We start from the raw sequence: 15253 nt of genomic DNA, 5'->3' as shown, positions 1-15253 counted from the left end.
TGAATTTTAGCAGTAAACGAAGCGTAGTTATGTGAACCATTTTTCTGTACACATAGAAAAGAACTCCAAATCACTACCTTGCATTATTTAGTAGTAAGGTATAAACTATAGTTAACTATTAAATAATGAACAGTACCTATTATTAGATAATTAAATCTATACATCGGAAGGCTTAGACTATTATATAGCTTAAGCATCTTTAATAATAGTTTCATATTGATTATAATTAGCATAGACTTATAAGGAACTTATGCAGCTACTTTAAAACAAAACGCTTATGAAAGAACGGAATTTCCACAGTACGACTATGGATATAAAATTTTTAGAATCCAAATCGCAATCTTTTTCGTATAAAATAATACTACTGATAGCACAAAAAAGAATACATACAGATGGGAGAGATGATTGTGCAACAAAAAGAAATCTACTTATTACTTACAGATACAAATTCATGGCTTACAAGACTAATTAAATTGTATACAAAAAAACCATACAATCATGCTTCTATAGCTTTTGATGAAAAACTTGAGCACGTCTACAGCTTTGGGAGAAAAGCTCCTAAAAATCCATTTATAGGTGGTTTTGTAAAAGAAAATATGCATGAAGGTTTATTTAAACATGCAAACGGCGTTATCTATTCCATATCCATCACAGAAGAACAGTGGCAACTAATAAACCAATATATTCAGAACATATATGCAGAAAAAGATGCTTATCGATACAATTTCATCGGTTTATTTGGGTTTCTTCTTAAACGCCCGATTAATAGAAAAAACGCTTTTTTCTGCTCACAATTCGTAGCTACAGTCCTACAAGAGAGCAATGTAGTCAAGTTTAATAAACCAGCTCCCCTAGTTACTCCTCATGACTTGGAGGATGCAGGCATTTTCCATCTCGTTTATCAAGGGAAAATAAATGCGTACTATAATCAACCTCAAATGAGAAGCATGGAATCCACCAGCTGCTAACCCTTCCTCCCCCCTCTTTACTTTCTAACCTATCTATATATCTATCATTAATAATTTTCCTTTTTTGCCACTAACTCCGTGAGCATTCTCGCGCGGGAGAGTTTTCCTCCAAGCACGAGCGATTTTTGCGCAAGCGTGAGCGATTTACTCCCAAGCACGAGCGATTTTTGCACGAGCGTGAGCGATCTCTTCCTAAGCACGAGCGATTTTTGCACGGGCGTGAGCGATTTTCTCCCAAGTACGAGCGATTTTTGCACGGGCGTGAGCGATCTCTTCCTAAGCACGAGCGATTTTTGCACGGGCGTGAGCGATTTTCTCCCAAGCACGAGCGATTTTTGCACGGGCGTGAGCGATCTCTTACCAAGTACGAGCGATTTTTGCACGTGCGCGAGCGATCTCTTCCTAAGCACGAGCGATTTTTGCACGTGCGCGAGCGATCTCTTACCAAGTACGAGCGATTTTTGCACGAGCGTGAGCGATTTTCTCCCAAGTACGAGCGATTTTTGCACGTGCGCGAGCGATCTCTTCCTAAGCACGAGCGAATTTTGCGCAAGCGTGAGCGATCTCTTCCCAAGTACGAGCGATTTTTGCGCAAGCGCGAGCGATTTCTTCCCAAGCACGAGCGATTTTTGCGCAAGCGTGAGCGATCTCTTCCCAAGTACGAGCGATTTTTGCGCAAGTATGAGCGATTTCATCCCAAGCACGAGCCTCTTTCGGACGGGCGTGAGCGATCTCTTCCCAAGCACGAGCGATTTTTGCACGTGCGCGAGCGATCTCTTACCAAGTACGAGCGATTTTTGCACGTGCGTGAGCGATTTTCTCCCAAGTACGAGCGATTTTTGCACGTGCGTGAGCGATCTCTTCCTAAGCACGAGCGATTTTTGCACGTGCGCGAGCGATCTCTTCCTAAGCACGAGCGATTTTTGCGCAAGCGTGAGCGATCTCTTCCCAAGTACGAGCGATTTCTTCCTCCTCACTCTTATATGAGGGAAAAAATAGCCGGGATAGTAAAATAACATCCTATCCCAACTTACATTTTTTATAGATACCATACCTCGTTTAAACACTTTATATGTGACGCTTTTTATGCATGAACAAGAATGAAATGAAGACGCTCCTACTTTCATGTCGCACACGTAAAGTGTTAAAAACAGGGGCTCACTTTTAGGGTGAATGATTTGCACAGATGTCAAGGTAACTAAATGAACAAATTTCCATATTAAGAATCTGTCTACTACCTCAACCTGCTATACTCGTCGTTTTTTCAACAAACCTGCTAAGATAGCCGTAACAACAGCACCTACAACAATGGATGTTAAATAAAGGAAAATAGACATCAAACCACCTTCGACTAAACCAATGACAAATAAACCTCCGTGTGGTGCGCGTAGTCCAATATCAAATAACATCGTAAGCCCGCCGGTGACAGCAGCACCAGCCATAACGGATGGAATAACTCGCGTCGGGTCAGCAGCGGCGAACGGTATAACGCCCTCTGTAATAAAGCAAGCACCTAGTACATAAGATGTTTTCCCTGCTTCCTGCTCTGTTTTCGTAAATTTATTCTTAAACAATGTTGTAGCTAAAGCCATTCCTAGTGGTGGAACCATTCCAGCAGCCATGATAGAAGCAATGAATGTATAATTGCCAGCATCAAGCATGGCGATACCAAATGTATAAGCTGCTTTATTCACAGGTCCCCCAAGGTCAAATGCCATCATCGCTCCTAAAATAACCCCTAAAAGGATTTGGTTCGTGCCACTCATCCCTTCTAATAATGAGGAAATAGCTGTATATATTTGTGTTAACGGTGGGTTAATCACCATCATAATTAGACCAGTTACTCCAATACTAATTAATGGATAGAAAAGCACCGGTTTCAATCCGTTTAAAGCGTCTGGCAATGGAGCTAGCGCTTTCTTTACAAACAAGGTGATATACCCGGCAAGAAAACCTGCAATAAGTCCTCCTAAAAATCCAGAGCCACTAGCGCCTTCTGCATCAGAAACGGTAATCGCAATTAAACCACCTACCATACCTGGTGCAAATCCAGGACGGTCTGCAATACTTGATGCAATAAATCCTGCTAATACAGGGACCATCAGGAAAAACGCCTTTCCTCCACCAATCTCATTTAACATAGCGGCGAACGCATTGTATTGTTCACTATCTGGATTACTCGACTGAATGCCCCAGAAAAAAGATAGCGCAATGAGGATACCGCCCCCGACAACAAACGGCAACATATTAGAAACGCCGTTCATAAGATGTCTATAAAAGCCATTTTTCATGCCACTATTCGGAACATCCTCATTCGTTTTTTCTCCATGAAATATTGGAGCATCTTTCTCAGCTGCACGTTGTAACAAATCGTTTGCTTCATGAATCGCCTTCCCCACGGGAACTTGAATAACAGGTTTTCCTGTAAACCGCTCCATTTCTACTTTTGTATCCGCTGCAACAATGATCGTATCAGCATTTGCAATCTCTTTATCTGTTAAACGGTCTTTAACACCATCGGAACCATTTGTTTCTACCTTGATAGAAAGACCTAGTTCTTTGGCTGTTTCTAGTAGTTTTTCTTTTGCCATATACGTATGTGCTATCCCTGTTGGGCAAGCCGTCACAGCAAGTATATAGCTCTTATTTGTCTCCTCTTGTTGGCCACTTCGTTGGTCCAATTCCGTTTCTTTCTGATCAATCGCTTCTAACACTTGCTTTTTATTCGTCGCTTGTAATAGTTTTGCACGAAAGGCCTTATCCATTAATAATGTGGATAGTCGTGACAACGCTTGTAAATGTTCATTATTCGCCCCAGCGCTTGCAGCAATCATAAAAAATAAATGCGCTGGCTCCCCATCTAAAGTGTCGTAGTCAACTCCTTCCGTAGATCGACCAAAAGCAATTGCAGGCGTCTTCACAGCTCGTGATTTCCCATGTGGAATGGCTATGCCTTCCCCAATCCCCGTCGTACTTTGTTCTTCTCGTTGTAAGATAGCTTCACGAAAGGCATTTTTATCCGTTAATTTACCAGCTTGATCCAACTGATGAATTAACTCATCAATCACTTCCTGCTTTGAATTAGCTTGTAAATTAAGTGAAATTGTTTCTTCTGTTATTAACTGCGTGATTTTCATAATTTCACATCCTGTCTGTATATATATTAACGCAAACATCTTGGGCTAACTTCTCTACTAGCTGTCGGTCACATAAGTCATTACTAAAAGCTGTCGCACTCCCAGCTGCTACGGCATAACGAAAGGCATCAACCTTACTTGCTTCAGCTGTCATTTGCGCGATAAAAGCCGCCACCATAGAGTCCCCCGCACCAACCGTATTCATCACTTCACCTTGCAAAGGATCTGCTACAGAGATACAGTCATGGGATAAATAAATTGCTCCTTTTGCACCTAAAGATACGATAACATGCTGTATCCCCTTTTCCACGAGTTGTTTGCCATAATAGATAACTTCATCTACGGTTGTTATCTTTGTGTTAAATAACTCACCAAGTTCATGCTCATTTGGCTTTACGAAATATGGTGTCATTGTCATTAACTGTTGCAAAGGCTGTCCAGACGTATCTACAGCAAGACGCACTCCTAATTGTTCACATGTTTTAACCATTTCCTCTAAGAACGTAGTTGATATCGTACTCGGTATGCTTCCCGCTAAGATAAGCCAATCTTGTGTCTTAAAATGCTGCACTCTTTCTAATAGTTCTTGCTGCTGTTTTTCAGAAATGCGTGGCGCTGGTCCATTTAATTCTGTTGCTGATTTCGCTGCCACTTTGACATTAATTCGAGTCGTCTCATTCGTTTGAATGAAATCTGTTTGAATGCCTTCTTCTTGCAACTTTTGTGTAATAAACTCCCCTGTAAATCCACCAACAAACCCGAGTGCTGTAGACGGGATGTTAAACTGTTGTAACACCCTTGATACATTAATCCCCTTCCCTCCAGGATAGTAATTCACTGCATTTGCTCGGTTTAACTCTCCTGTTTGAAAAGATGCAAGAAATGTAGTGTAATCCACGGAAGGAGCCATGGTACATGTGTATATCATTGTTCTGCCACCTTTACTGTTGTTTCTTTTGTAAAACGCTTTATTTCATCTTGAGGCAGTTCTTCCGTTATTAAAGTAGCCTCCTGCAAATCAAGTACTTTTGCAAAACTTATTTTACTTTTTTTGGATTGATCTGCTAGGACGTATGTTTGTAAGGCATGGTTCGCCGCTGTCTTTTTCACCATTGCTTCTTCTGGGTCAGGTGTCGTATAGCCTAACTTCACGTGAAAGCCGTTCGCACCTAAAAAGCATTTGTCAAAACGATAATGATGAATGGATTGAACAGCTTGTACACCTACTAACGCTCCTGTTTTTTCTTTCATGTATCCACCCGTAAGATAGGTGGAGATACCGTTTTGCATTAAAGCTTCAACATGGGAAAGACCATTTGTTACAACGACAACCTCTTTTTCTTTAAGATACGGAATCATTTGCAACGTTGTTGTTCCAGCATCAAGAAATAAACAATCGCCTTCATGAACAAGATTTGCTGCCACTTGCGCGATTTTGATTTTTTCTTGAAGGTTTTTGGTGGATTTTTCTTTTACGCTACATTCTTGTAATTTACGCTCAAGTACAGTAGCTCCTCCATGAATTCGCACTAATTTGCCTTGTGATTCCAGATCCGTTAAATCCCTACGGATTGTTGATTCAGATGCTTTCGTTACTTCCATAGCATCTTGTATTTTAATGGATTGCTTTTCCTCTAATAATTGCATTATTTTAACGTACCGATCTGTCGTTAGCATTTTATCACTCCAAGCTTTAGTTCATTGTTATCATACAGTATATTTCACTCAAAATCAATCAAAATCAACCAAATTAAATGAAACATCGATCAAAAACAATCAAAATAATTTTTTGCATTCGCATTTTCCTCTTGCCAGCCTTCCATATTTAACTTATAATAATAATCAAATTACTAATATATGGTAATTATAGTTTCAAGAACTACACTCTTAAACGACCACCTGCTAAAGCAGGTGGATTTAGACATAAATGTCGACGACTAAAGTCGTTTCCCAGGCTAAAGTCCTGCTCAAAGGCCTTAGCTAAAGCATCCTCAAAGCTAGACTAAACTCATTCTTCTATCCTAAATATTTCGTCCTTACCTTCATTGAATTGATTTGCTATATAATTTCTTATTATTTCTTCCGTTACCGTTCCTACGGTGGCACAAAAATATCCTCTTGCCCACAAGTGCTGCCCCCAATATTTCTTTTTAAGTTTTGGAAACTCATCCTGCAATAATCTCGATGATCTTCCTTTTAGATACTGCAATATTTTACTTGGAGCAATACTTGGAGGACAAGATAATAATAAATGAACGTGGTCTTTCCCAACACTTCCTTGCAATATGGTAATTCCTCTGGCTTCACAACCTTGTCTTATCAAATCACGCACTCTCACCGCTTTATGCCCGCCCAAAACCTTATATCTATACTTTGTCACCCATATGACATGATACTTAATATCATACACAGCATGACTATTTTTTCTATATCCTTCCATACTTTCACCTCTTCACTTAGTATTGACAAAAAAGATAAGGCTAAAAGCGGATACCGTCTAAAGACGGTGGAGTTAGACCACGCATTTGTAAGTTAAAACAAGTTTATGCTCACGCTTGACGTCAAGCCCTCTTTAGTCAATTTTCCTCTTCATGAAGAAAAGGTGATGACTTGGCTAAGTTCGTAAAGTTGCCTCGTTGCGGTACAGTGGGGCAGAACGTCATAATAATATACTTTCCTATAGTTTCAGAAAAGGGTGTCTAAAATTGATTTACATCATTATGTTTTCTTTACTCGTTCTTCACATTATCCTCCGAAAACGGCTAGTGAAGAGATTGAACATGAACGTAAATGATGAAGAAGAAACAAGTAAGGAATATGTAAATAAACTTCATCGATACGGTGAAAAAACGCTTAACCTTTTAGTTCTGATCATCATTACAATAACCATCAAGGATTATCACGAATTTAGAGTATTTATCTTTATAAGTATGGCTGCCCTTTTCAGTTTTCGCACCTATATGGAATGGAAGCATATAAAGGAGAGCCAGCAATACCTGCTTAGCGGTACAACTATTGGATTATGCATTCTTGGTGCCATCGTTTACAGCATACTGGATACTATTATTTAAGCAAGCTATCGTGTTCTTATACTATTGTTCTTAGAAATACATAGCCCTTCGACATTTCTTAAGGTGGGAACCCCGCTAACTAAAAAACTTTCACTTTGCTATAAATAAGTACTAGTACATAAGCACTTTTACGACAAATGGTGCTTGCTGCATTTACCGACAGTATTAAATAAAGTGAATAAACTTTCAATTTTAGTTAGACAAAATAGCAAAAATTCTATATAATGGAATCAACAAATTACGGAAAGGGTGACCCAATTACATGAAGTATTAATCCTATTTACTGAAAAATTGTACAAAATGCAGCATTTGCAACAGAATCCTGTTCAATTTGTATGCATTTCAAACCTTTCAGAATAGGATGGTACGCTTTGTAATTGGCAAAACATTATTCACATTGCTTTTATATGTAGATATCACCAGCTTACATATACAGGCTTGTGTTTATTTATCATTGTCTTTACATTCGTCTTCTGTTCTGAAAAGTACAGGAGGCTTTTTTTTGTGCTATGGAAGTAGATTTATTCTATTTAGTAATGTTGATGAGATGCTACCATTTTCGATGGGTGGAAACCTTATAGCATGTTAGAAAAGCATAACTATGGATCAATCTTTATGACGATAGAACGGCGTCGTTTCGCTTATGCTAAAACACCTAACATCTCTACTTTCCTATTGTGCAAAAAATCCTCCTGTTCCCGCTAATTATTCGGTTTACATGAACCTATTTACACAGGAGGCGATCCTATGCATTTACTATTAGATGCAAGAAAGATTTCATACTATATAAAAGATCGTAAATTATTATCAATAGATGCATTACGTGTGCATCGAGGAAATCGAATTGGTTTAGTTGGTAAAAACGGTTGCGGAAAGACAACGCTATTAAAAATACTTGCACAGACCATGACAGCTGAAACGAGCCATATTTCTCTGTACGGTTCAATTGATTTAATACCACAATTAAAAGAAACAAAGGAAACAAAAAGTGGCGGTGAAATAACGCAAGCATATATAAACAAAGCACTCGCAAGAAAAGCAGACATTTTACTTGCTGATGAGCCAACAGCCAATTTAGACACCTCCCATATGGAAGCATTGGAAGCTAACTTACAAAACTGGCACGGTGCCTTCATTATTGTTTCTCATGATCGGGAATTTTTAGATGCCGTATGTACGAACATTTGGGAGCTAGAAGATGGCAGTCTTACAACATACAAAGGCAACTATTCTGATTATCAACAACAAAAAGAATTACAAATACAACAGCAAGAACAAGCGTATGATACCTATATAAAAAAGAAAGCACAACTAGAAGCAGCACTCGCTTTAAAAGAAAAAAAGGCTCAGCGGGCAACAAAAAAACCAAAGCAAACGAGCAACTCAGAAGCGAAAATAACAGGAGCAAAACCTTATTTCGCCAATAAGCAAAAAAAATTACGCAAAACCGCTAAAGCACTAGAAACACGCATTGAAAAACTAGAAAAAGTAGAAAAAGTTCGAGAAGTTCCCCTTCTTAAAATGGAGTTGCCGAATGAAACAGCAATTATAGGGAGAAACCTTTTACGAGTTGAAGATGTAACAGGAGAAGTACATCAACGTTTGTTATGGAATAAAGTTAGCTTTCAAATAAAAGGTGGCGATAAGGTAGCGATCATTGGAGCTAACGGAAGTGGGAAAACAACACTGATTAAAAAATTACTGCTACCAGCAGAGCAAGTTCACCATTCTCCAGCTATGAAAATCGGTTACTTTAGTCAAAATTTAGATGTACTTGATACGAAAAAATCGATTTTACAAAATGTACGTGAGACATCCCATCAAAACGAGACCTTAATCCGTACAGTATTAGGAAGGCTTCATTTTTATCGCGACGATGTCCATAAACAAGTAGCTGACCTTAGTGGTGGTGAACGTGTGAAGGTTGCTTTTGCTAAGTTATTTGTAAGCAATATTAACACCATTATTCTTGACGAACCGACTAATTTTCTTGATATTGAAGCAGTGGAAGCTTTGGAATCCCTGTTAATAGAATATCAAGGCACTGTCATATTCGTCTCCCATGACCGAAGATTCATTCAGACCGTCGCAACTAAAATTTTCGCTTTCGAAGATCAGACCATAAAGATTTTTGAAGGCACTTATGAAGCGTATAAGCAAGCATCATCGCAACCGAAAGAAGAGGCAAATGAGCACGAACGAATGGTTATTGAAACAAAAATCACTGAAGTACTAGGAAAATTGAGCATAGAGCCTTCAGACCAATTGGAACAAGAATTTCAAGAACTTGTCGCCAGAAAAAATGAATTACAAGCAAAGAAAAAACGGTAACTCTATGGAACGCTGGACGGAGATATTGCTTGGATAAGCAATATCTCTCTTACATAAACTAAATTTATGCAACAAGCTTTGATGATATTATACTGTACTGCATCGTATTAGTAAAAAATGGTCTTCGTTTATGTTTTTACTTGCCCCACAATGAAAATTGACATAAAATTAATAATCATTTTAACATGTAGCCTTCATTAATAATGTTTCATCTCGCTCTATCTATGTAAACTTTTTTAATCCATATACCTTTTTGCTTAACAATTAAAGACTTTCTGAATTCAAGAATTTAGGAAGTCTTCTGAACCATAAAACGGTAATCACCATACTTTGACACATGTTAGAAAACCATTTATATTTAATTAAGAATATATGAATTAATATATTTCGTAAGATAAGGAGATTGACAACTATGAAAGAAAATCTATCGTTAAAAGCTTTTGTCGTATTAATTAAAGCGTCAAAAGCGTTACAAGACTATGTTATGGAAGATATGAAGAATTATGGTATGAAAACTTCTGAATTCACCATTCTAGAAACACTTTATCATAAAGGAAAACAAACCGTTCGGGAAATTTCTGAAAGTGTACTAATTAAAACTGGTTCCATTACGTATGTTATTGATAAATTAGAAGAAAAAGGATTACTCCAAAGAAAACATTCCCAAGAAGATAGACGTGTCGTTTATATTGATATTACAGATAAAGGAAAGCAACTGATGGATGAAATTTTTCCAAAGCATCAGCAAGTCATTGAAGAACTCTTTACGGATGTAAGTGATGAGCAAAAGAAAGTCGTTATCGACGTGTTAAAAAAAGCTGGAAAGCGTTTATAAGGAGAGGTTTGAGATGAAACATATTTTTCAAAAAGGAAGCGACCCTACAAAACCTACATTGTTATTGTTGCACGGTACTGGTGGTACAGAACAGGATCTGCTTCCATTAGCTAAAAAAATAGATGAAGGGGCAAATGTCTTAAGCGTAAGGGGAAATATTCTTGAAAATGGCCTGCCTCGCTTTTTCAAGCGTTTAGCCGAAGGAATTTTCGATGAGGAAGACCTCATTTTTCGAACCAAGGAATTAAATACCTTTTTAGATGAGGCCGCGGAAACATATACCTTTCATAGAGATAACATCATTGCTATCGGATACTCTAACGGTGCAAATATCGCAGCAAGCCTACTTTTTCATTATCAACATGCACTTTGTGGTGCAATACTCCATCATCCTATGGTACCGCGTCGAGGTATAGCGTTACCAAATTTAGCTCATAAACATGTGTTTATCGCTGCAGGAATGAATGACCCTATTTGTCCAGCACAAGAGTCAAAAGACTTAACAAAAATATTAAAGGATGCCGGCGCAAATGTCCACTTGCATTGGGAAAATCAAGGTCACCAATTAACATTACAAGAAGTAGAAGCCGCAGCACAATGGTACCAACATTTATAAGCTTTTTTACGCTTACGTTTATTTGAATAGCTGACGATGTATGTAAAAGTGCGTGTTTCTTGCTCTCATTTCTGCGCCTGACTTGCTTAATCGACACGCATCTTGCTAATCTTTGTGCGCAACTTTCTTGATATGCCTCTCGCCTTTTTCCATTCCAGAGACAATTTTTTTTGCAAGCGTGCGCCCGCTATTGCTTCACACAATGAGCGGGCGAATTTTTGCATGGAACGAGCGATTTTCTTGTTTCGACGAGCGATTTTCTCACTTCGACGAGCGATTTTCTTACTTCGACGAGCGATTTTCTTACTTCGACGAGCGATTTTCTTACTTCGACGAGCGATTTTCTTACTTCGACGAGCGATTTTCTTACTTCGACGAGCGATTTTCTTACTTCGACGAGCGATTTTCTTACTTCGACGAGCGATTTTCTTACTTCGACGAGCGATTTTCTTACTTCGACGAGCGATTTTCTTACTTCGACGAGCGATTTTCTTACTTCGACGAGCGATTTTCTTACTTCGACGAGCGATTTTCTTACTTCGACGAGCGATTTTCTTACTTCGACGAGCGATTTTCTTACTTCGACGAGCGATTTTCTTACTTCGACGAGCGATTTTCTTACTTCGACGAGCGATTTTCTAAGTCGCTTTGGAGAGCGACTTAGAAATGTTTCCAGTCTGTGTTTAATTTCTTACTATGATATACACCGTATAAACGATGTAGCCTATAACTAATACAAGGCCTTCGCGTTTGCTAATGCGAAAGTTCGTGCGTGAAAAAGCAAGTAATAGTACGGTGATAGCAATCATTATCAAAATGTCCGATCGTAATTTTCCCGCTGACTTCTAATGGAGAAATGACTGCAGAAGTTCCTAGGACGAATAAAATGTTAAAAATATTGCTTCCAACAATATTTCCTAAGGCTATTTCACTTTCCTTTTTTAAAGCCGCTGTAATGGAAGTTACCAGTTCTGGTAAGGAGGTTCCAATCGCTATGATGGTTAAACCAACAAGAGCTTCACTCATTCCCCATGAATAAGCAATGTCCTTGCCGTTTTCCACAACCATCTGACCACCGAGGACAATGCCTAAAAGCCCAAGAATGGTAATTGTAATGTTTTTTCCCCATTTAACGTCTTGAACAGCAGTAACTTCACTTCCATTTTCACGACTCTTTAACGCTACTTCAATGACATAGAACATGAATACAGATAAAAACAATAAAAATACAAGCCCGTCACTTCGAGATATTGTATTTAAATTTAGTCCTTGCAATACTTTATCATTCATTAATATTAATAAAGCAACACTTGCTAGCAAAGTAAAAGGAATTTCTTTTCGAATTGTTTCATTCTCTACTTTAATTGGAAACAATACCGCTGCGACTCCAACCACAAGTGTTATATTAAAAATGTTGCTCCCAATAACATTCCCCATCGATACGTCTGCTGTCCCTTGTAATGAAGCAATAATACTTACCGTTGCCTCTGGAGAGCTTGTACCAAATGCAACAATAGTTAAACCAATTAGTATTGGTGGAACTCTTAGTAGTCTGGCAATATTTGACGAACCATCTACAAAGAAATCAGCACCTTTTATTAATAAAACAAATCCAACAATCAATAGAACATACGCCATAAATGTGATCTTCCTTTTCTGTCAATTAGTATGTCATTCTGCCAAGAGGTAGTGATCAATTTCACAACCATCTTTTAATTTAAGTAACTGTACAATGTAACGTTGTAACGTATTGATGTACTATATGTAGCATTTCGCAGCTCATAAAATAATTACATTACCGCTTATAGGCTTATTCCCCTCATTTTAATAACCACTACACATTTTAACGTATATGTAGCAAAAACGTTATTAGAAAGCCTTGAAAAAAAACACCATCGCTTTGCTTACACTATAAATCATAGTAATTTCATACTTTCTACTAGCAAAGAAAAAGGGCTCAGGGCGCCCAGTTAGCAACGTAGCAACTGCAACGAATCAACGAAAGTCTTAGGAATTATGCTCCTGCAACAGAAGTATGCCGGCGCCCTCTGTCAAACCCTCTTTAGTCCATCTTCCTGTTTAGAACGAACCGATGATGACTTAGCTTAGGGCGATTTCGTGAAGTCACCTAGTGGCTGGGCGCTGGAGTCGGACGTGGTTAAATAACCCATAAATTGAGATACACTCTGTTTTGGTGGTATACTCACCAAAACATGGACGTGGTCTCTGCATGCATTTGCTTCGTGTATTTCAACATCTTTTCTTTCGCAGAGTTCTCTAATTATTTCCCCTATACTTTTTTTTATTTTCCATAGATAATTTGTCTTCTATATTTTGGTGCAAAAACTAAATGATACTTACATCTCCATTGCGTGTGTGCTAAACTATTCTTGTCCTTCATTGGACATGCCTCCTTCTATGGTGAGATTTGGTGGTCGGGAAACCAACCTTATCTTACCATGAAGAGAGGCTTTTTTGACCCCACGCTAGAAGCTTTCTGGAACCCCTGGCATAGCCAGGGATTTTGGATTTTCTAAGACCATAATCGAGTAGGAGGGGGCGACTAACCCCCGACCTCTCACACCACCGTACGTACGGTTCCGTATACGGCGGTTTCATTTAAGTCCAACGCATCGTTTGATATCGTTTATGTAGACTCTTTAAGCCTAGGTTTGACCAGTATCGATCACCTAATGCTCTATGTAAGATCGGACTTTTAGCTATACGCCAATAAGCCTTTCTCGTGTTTGCCCACTCCCATGCTTTTCCTTTACTAATTCCAAGTTTTATTAAATTCTTGTATTTTGTTTTGACTTTCTTCCATTCTTTCCAGCGTATCATTCGCATCCTTCTTCGAATCCAGCTATCCAAAACTTCAAATATAGAGGGCGTCTCTGCTAGCTGATAGTAGCCTAGCCAACCTACTAAGTATCGATTTAGCTTTGCGATTCTATCCTGCATATTCATAGACTTCTTTCTTGAGGTTAGTTCTCTGACACGCTGTTTAAAGCGTTTGATACTTTCTTTAGAAACCCGAATCTTTGGGTTCTCTTTATGGAATGTGAAAGAAAATCCTAGGAATTTACGCTTCCATGGGCGGTCTACTGCACTTTTCTGTTCATTTACTTTTAATTTGAGTTTTCCTTCGATAAATGTAGTGATACTTTTCATCACTCGCGATCCCGCTCTCCTCGATTGAACATATATGTTACAGTCGTCCGCATAACGGACGAAATGGAGCCCCCTTCGCTCTAATTCTTTATCTAGCTCATCTAAAACGATGTTGGATAGCAACGGACTTAATGGTCCGCCTTGAGGGGCTCCTTCTGTGTTTGGTTGAACGATTCCGTCCTCCATAATGCCAGCTTGGAGATACCTACGTATAAGTTTAAGTACTCTCGGATCTTTGACCTTTTGGCTCAGTTTCCTCATTAATCGGTCGTGATGTACTTTATCAAAGAATTTCTCTAAATCCATGTCTATAACCCAGCGATAGCCATCTTTCATATAGCTTCTCGCTTTCCTAACCGCGTCATGTCCTCGTCTGTTTGGGCGAAAACCATAACTATGTTCAGAAAATGTTGCGTCATAGATGGTTGTTAGAACTTGTGCGATTGCTTGTTGGATGAAACGGTCTAGCACGGTAGGAATTCCTAGCTTCCTCACTCCGCCGTTTGGTTTCGGGATTTCGACACGGCGAACGGGTTGAGGATAGTAGGTACCTGATTCGAGTTGTTCTCGAACGGAAGCCCAGTGTTCCATGAGATGCGCTCGTAGGTTTTGTACGGGCATTTCATCCACACCGTGGCTTCCTTTGTTACGTTCGACACGTTTCAGTGCACATATTAAGTTTTCTCGTGATAGAATGCTTTCCAACATGATATCTAACTCCTACGTGAATGGCTCTTTCTTCTTGTGTGGCAATTTCTCTCAGCCCTTCTAGTGTCCCCCACGGGATTCACCGCTTCCTTCACTAGGAAGGTTTTCTTGTTTCTGCTTCATCAAGTATTGCGTACTCCGAAGCGACCATTCTTCTTCAATGATTCAGCCCTTCCTAGAAATATCTAGTACTACGGCTTCGGCTGACTTCTGACAGTTCAGCGAACACTTACATGTTCGGTTACGGCGTGTGCACCGCTTTTCTGTCAGATCTCCCGGGGTAAGCACACATTCTTCCTCTCCATATCCCCACTTCATTTACTCTGTGTACCCTTTGGCAGTAAGGACTTTGACTTGTTGTGCAGTCTCATCCAAGTACACCTAGCCTTCTATGAAGTTCGTGTTCCTAAGGGCGG

General features: G+C 39.1%; 12 protein-coding genes and 2 pseudogenes. 6 read left to right on the top strand and 8 right to left on the bottom strand.

What is annotated here, in order from left to right:
* Positions 1–407: 407 nt before the first annotated feature.
* A complete protein-coding gene (locus D9780_RS00770) occupies positions 408–968 on the top strand; it encodes a hypothetical protein (RefSeq protein WP_073009774.1) in 561 nt (186 codons plus the stop codon).
* Positions 969–1015: 47 nt separating this feature from the next.
* On the opposite strand, the gene D9780_RS00765 is transcribed toward D9780_RS00770, so the two are convergent.
* The 5 genes from D9780_RS00765 to tnpA (D9780_RS00745) all read right to left on the bottom strand — a co-directional run bounded on the left by D9780_RS00765 (position 1016) and on the right by tnpA (D9780_RS00745) (position 6545).
* Complete coding sequence (locus D9780_RS00765) at positions 1016–1987, bottom strand: hypothetical protein (protein ID WP_162985752.1); 972 nt, start codon at positions 1985–1987, stop codon at positions 1016–1018.
* 228 nt (positions 1988–2215) lie between these two features.
* Complete coding sequence (locus D9780_RS00760; RefSeq protein WP_121638918.1) at positions 2216–4105, bottom strand: PTS fructose transporter subunit IIABC; 1890 nt, start codon at positions 4103–4105, stop codon at positions 2216–2218.
* A gap of 4 nt (positions 4106–4109) precedes the next feature.
* Positions 4110–5033, bottom strand: coding sequence for a 1-phosphofructokinase (gene pfkB / locus D9780_RS00755; RefSeq protein WP_121638917.1), 924 nt, complete (start codon positions 5031–5033; stop codon positions 4110–4112).
* Positions 5030–5782, bottom strand: coding sequence for a DeoR/GlpR family DNA-binding transcription regulator (locus tag D9780_RS00750; protein WP_121638916.1), 753 nt, complete (start codon positions 5780–5782; stop codon positions 5030–5032). The genes pfkB and D9780_RS00750 overlap by 4 nt, the downstream gene beginning before the upstream one ends.
* 331 nt (positions 5783–6113) lie before the next feature.
* The gene (gene tnpA / locus D9780_RS00745; RefSeq protein ID WP_121638915.1) at positions 6114–6545 is read right to left on the bottom strand and encodes an IS200/IS605 family transposase; all 432 of its coding nucleotides are present in this window, start codon (positions 6543–6545) and stop codon (positions 6114–6116) included.
* A 340-nt stretch (positions 6546–6885) separates the two neighbouring features.
* On the opposite strand from tnpA (D9780_RS00745), the gene D9780_RS00740 reads away from it, so the two are divergent.
* The 5 genes from D9780_RS00740 to D9780_RS20910 all read left to right on the top strand — a co-directional run bounded on the left by D9780_RS00740 (position 6886) and on the right by D9780_RS20910 (position 11622).
* Positions 6886–7176 carry a DUF4181 domain-containing protein gene (locus tag D9780_RS00740; protein WP_240458758.1) on the top strand — a complete coding sequence of 97 codons (291 nt, stop codon included), beginning with the start codon at positions 6886–6888 and terminating at the stop codon, positions 7174–7176.
* Positions 7177–7923: 747 nt separating this feature from the next.
* On the top strand, positions 7924–9507 hold the full coding sequence (locus D9780_RS00735; RefSeq protein WP_121638913.1) for a Vga family ABC-F type ribosomal protection protein: 1584 nt from the start codon (positions 7924–7926) through the stop codon (positions 9505–9507).
* Between the two features lie 412 nt (positions 9508–9919).
* Positions 9920–10342 carry a MarR family winged helix-turn-helix transcriptional regulator gene (locus D9780_RS00730; protein WP_116277821.1) on the top strand — a complete coding sequence of 141 codons (423 nt, stop codon included), beginning with the start codon at positions 9920–9922 and terminating at the stop codon, positions 10340–10342.
* A 13-nt stretch (positions 10343–10355) separates the two neighbouring features.
* The gene (locus D9780_RS00725) at positions 10356–10958 is read left to right on the top strand and encodes an alpha/beta hydrolase (RefSeq protein ID WP_121638912.1); all 603 of its coding nucleotides are present in this window, start codon (positions 10356–10358) and stop codon (positions 10956–10958) included.
* 190 nt (positions 10959–11148) lie between these two features.
* Complete coding sequence (locus D9780_RS20910; protein ID WP_162985751.1) at positions 11149–11622, top strand: hypothetical protein; 474 nt, start codon at positions 11149–11151, stop codon at positions 11620–11622.
* Positions 11623–11641: 19 nt separating this feature from the next.
* On the opposite strand, the pseudogene D9780_RS00720 reads toward D9780_RS20910, so the two are convergent.
* From D9780_RS00720 to ltrA, 3 genes and pseudogenes are all read right to left on the bottom strand, one after another.
* Positions 11642–12596: pseudogene (locus D9780_RS00720) on the bottom strand (calcium/sodium antiporter).
* Positions 12597–13102: 506 nt separating this feature from the next.
* Positions 13103–13359 (bottom strand): annotated as a pseudogene (tnpA, locus tag D9780_RS00715) (IS200/IS605 family transposase); the annotation flags it as partial.
* A gap of 218 nt (positions 13360–13577) precedes the next feature.
* Positions 13578–14840, bottom strand: coding sequence for a group II intron reverse transcriptase/maturase (gene ltrA, locus D9780_RS00710; protein WP_121638889.1), 1263 nt, complete (start codon positions 14838–14840; stop codon positions 13578–13580).
* Positions 14841–15253 lie beyond the last annotated feature (413 nt).

The sequence above is a fragment of the Virgibacillus sp. Bac330 genome (assembly GCF_003667845.1).
GTDB classification, from domain to species: domain Bacteria; phylum Bacillota; class Bacilli; order Bacillales; family Amphibacillaceae; genus Virgibacillus; species Virgibacillus chiguensis.
The sequence above is the reverse complement of the archived record's forward strand: the minus strand, read 5'-3'. Positions and strand labels throughout refer to the sequence as shown.

What these genes read in the sequence shown, in the direction of transcription:
- tnpA (WP_121638915.1), bottom strand. Translation starts at nt 6,545, where the DNA reads ATGGAAGGATATAGAAAAAATAGTCATGCTGTGTATGATATTAAGTAT.
- D9780_RS00735 (WP_121638913.1), top strand. Translation starts at nt 7,924, where the DNA reads ATGCATTTACTATTAGATGCAAGAAAGATTTCATACTATATAAAAGAT.
- D9780_RS00725 (WP_121638912.1), top strand. Translation starts at nt 10,356, where the DNA reads ATGAAACATATTTTTCAAAAAGGAAGCGACCCTACAAAACCTACATTG.
- D9780_RS00740 (WP_240458758.1), top strand. Translation starts at nt 6,886, where the DNA reads ATGAACGTAAATGATGAAGAAGAAACAAGTAAGGAATATGTAAATAAA.
- pfkB (WP_121638917.1), bottom strand. Translation starts at nt 5,033, where the DNA reads ATGATATACACATGTACCATGGCTCCTTCCGTGGATTACACTACATTT.
- D9780_RS00760 (WP_121638918.1), bottom strand. Translation starts at nt 4,105, where the DNA reads ATGAAAATCACGCAGTTAATAACAGAAGAAACAATTTCACTTAATTTA.
- D9780_RS00750 (WP_121638916.1), bottom strand. Translation starts at nt 5,782, where the DNA reads ATGCTAACGACAGATCGGTACGTTAAAATAATGCAATTATTAGAGGAA.
- D9780_RS00765 (WP_162985752.1), bottom strand. Translation starts at nt 1,987, where the DNA reads ATGTTATTTTACTATCCCGGCTATTTTTTCCCTCATATAAGAGTGAGG.
- D9780_RS00730 (WP_116277821.1), top strand. Translation starts at nt 9,920, where the DNA reads ATGAAAGAAAATCTATCGTTAAAAGCTTTTGTCGTATTAATTAAAGCG.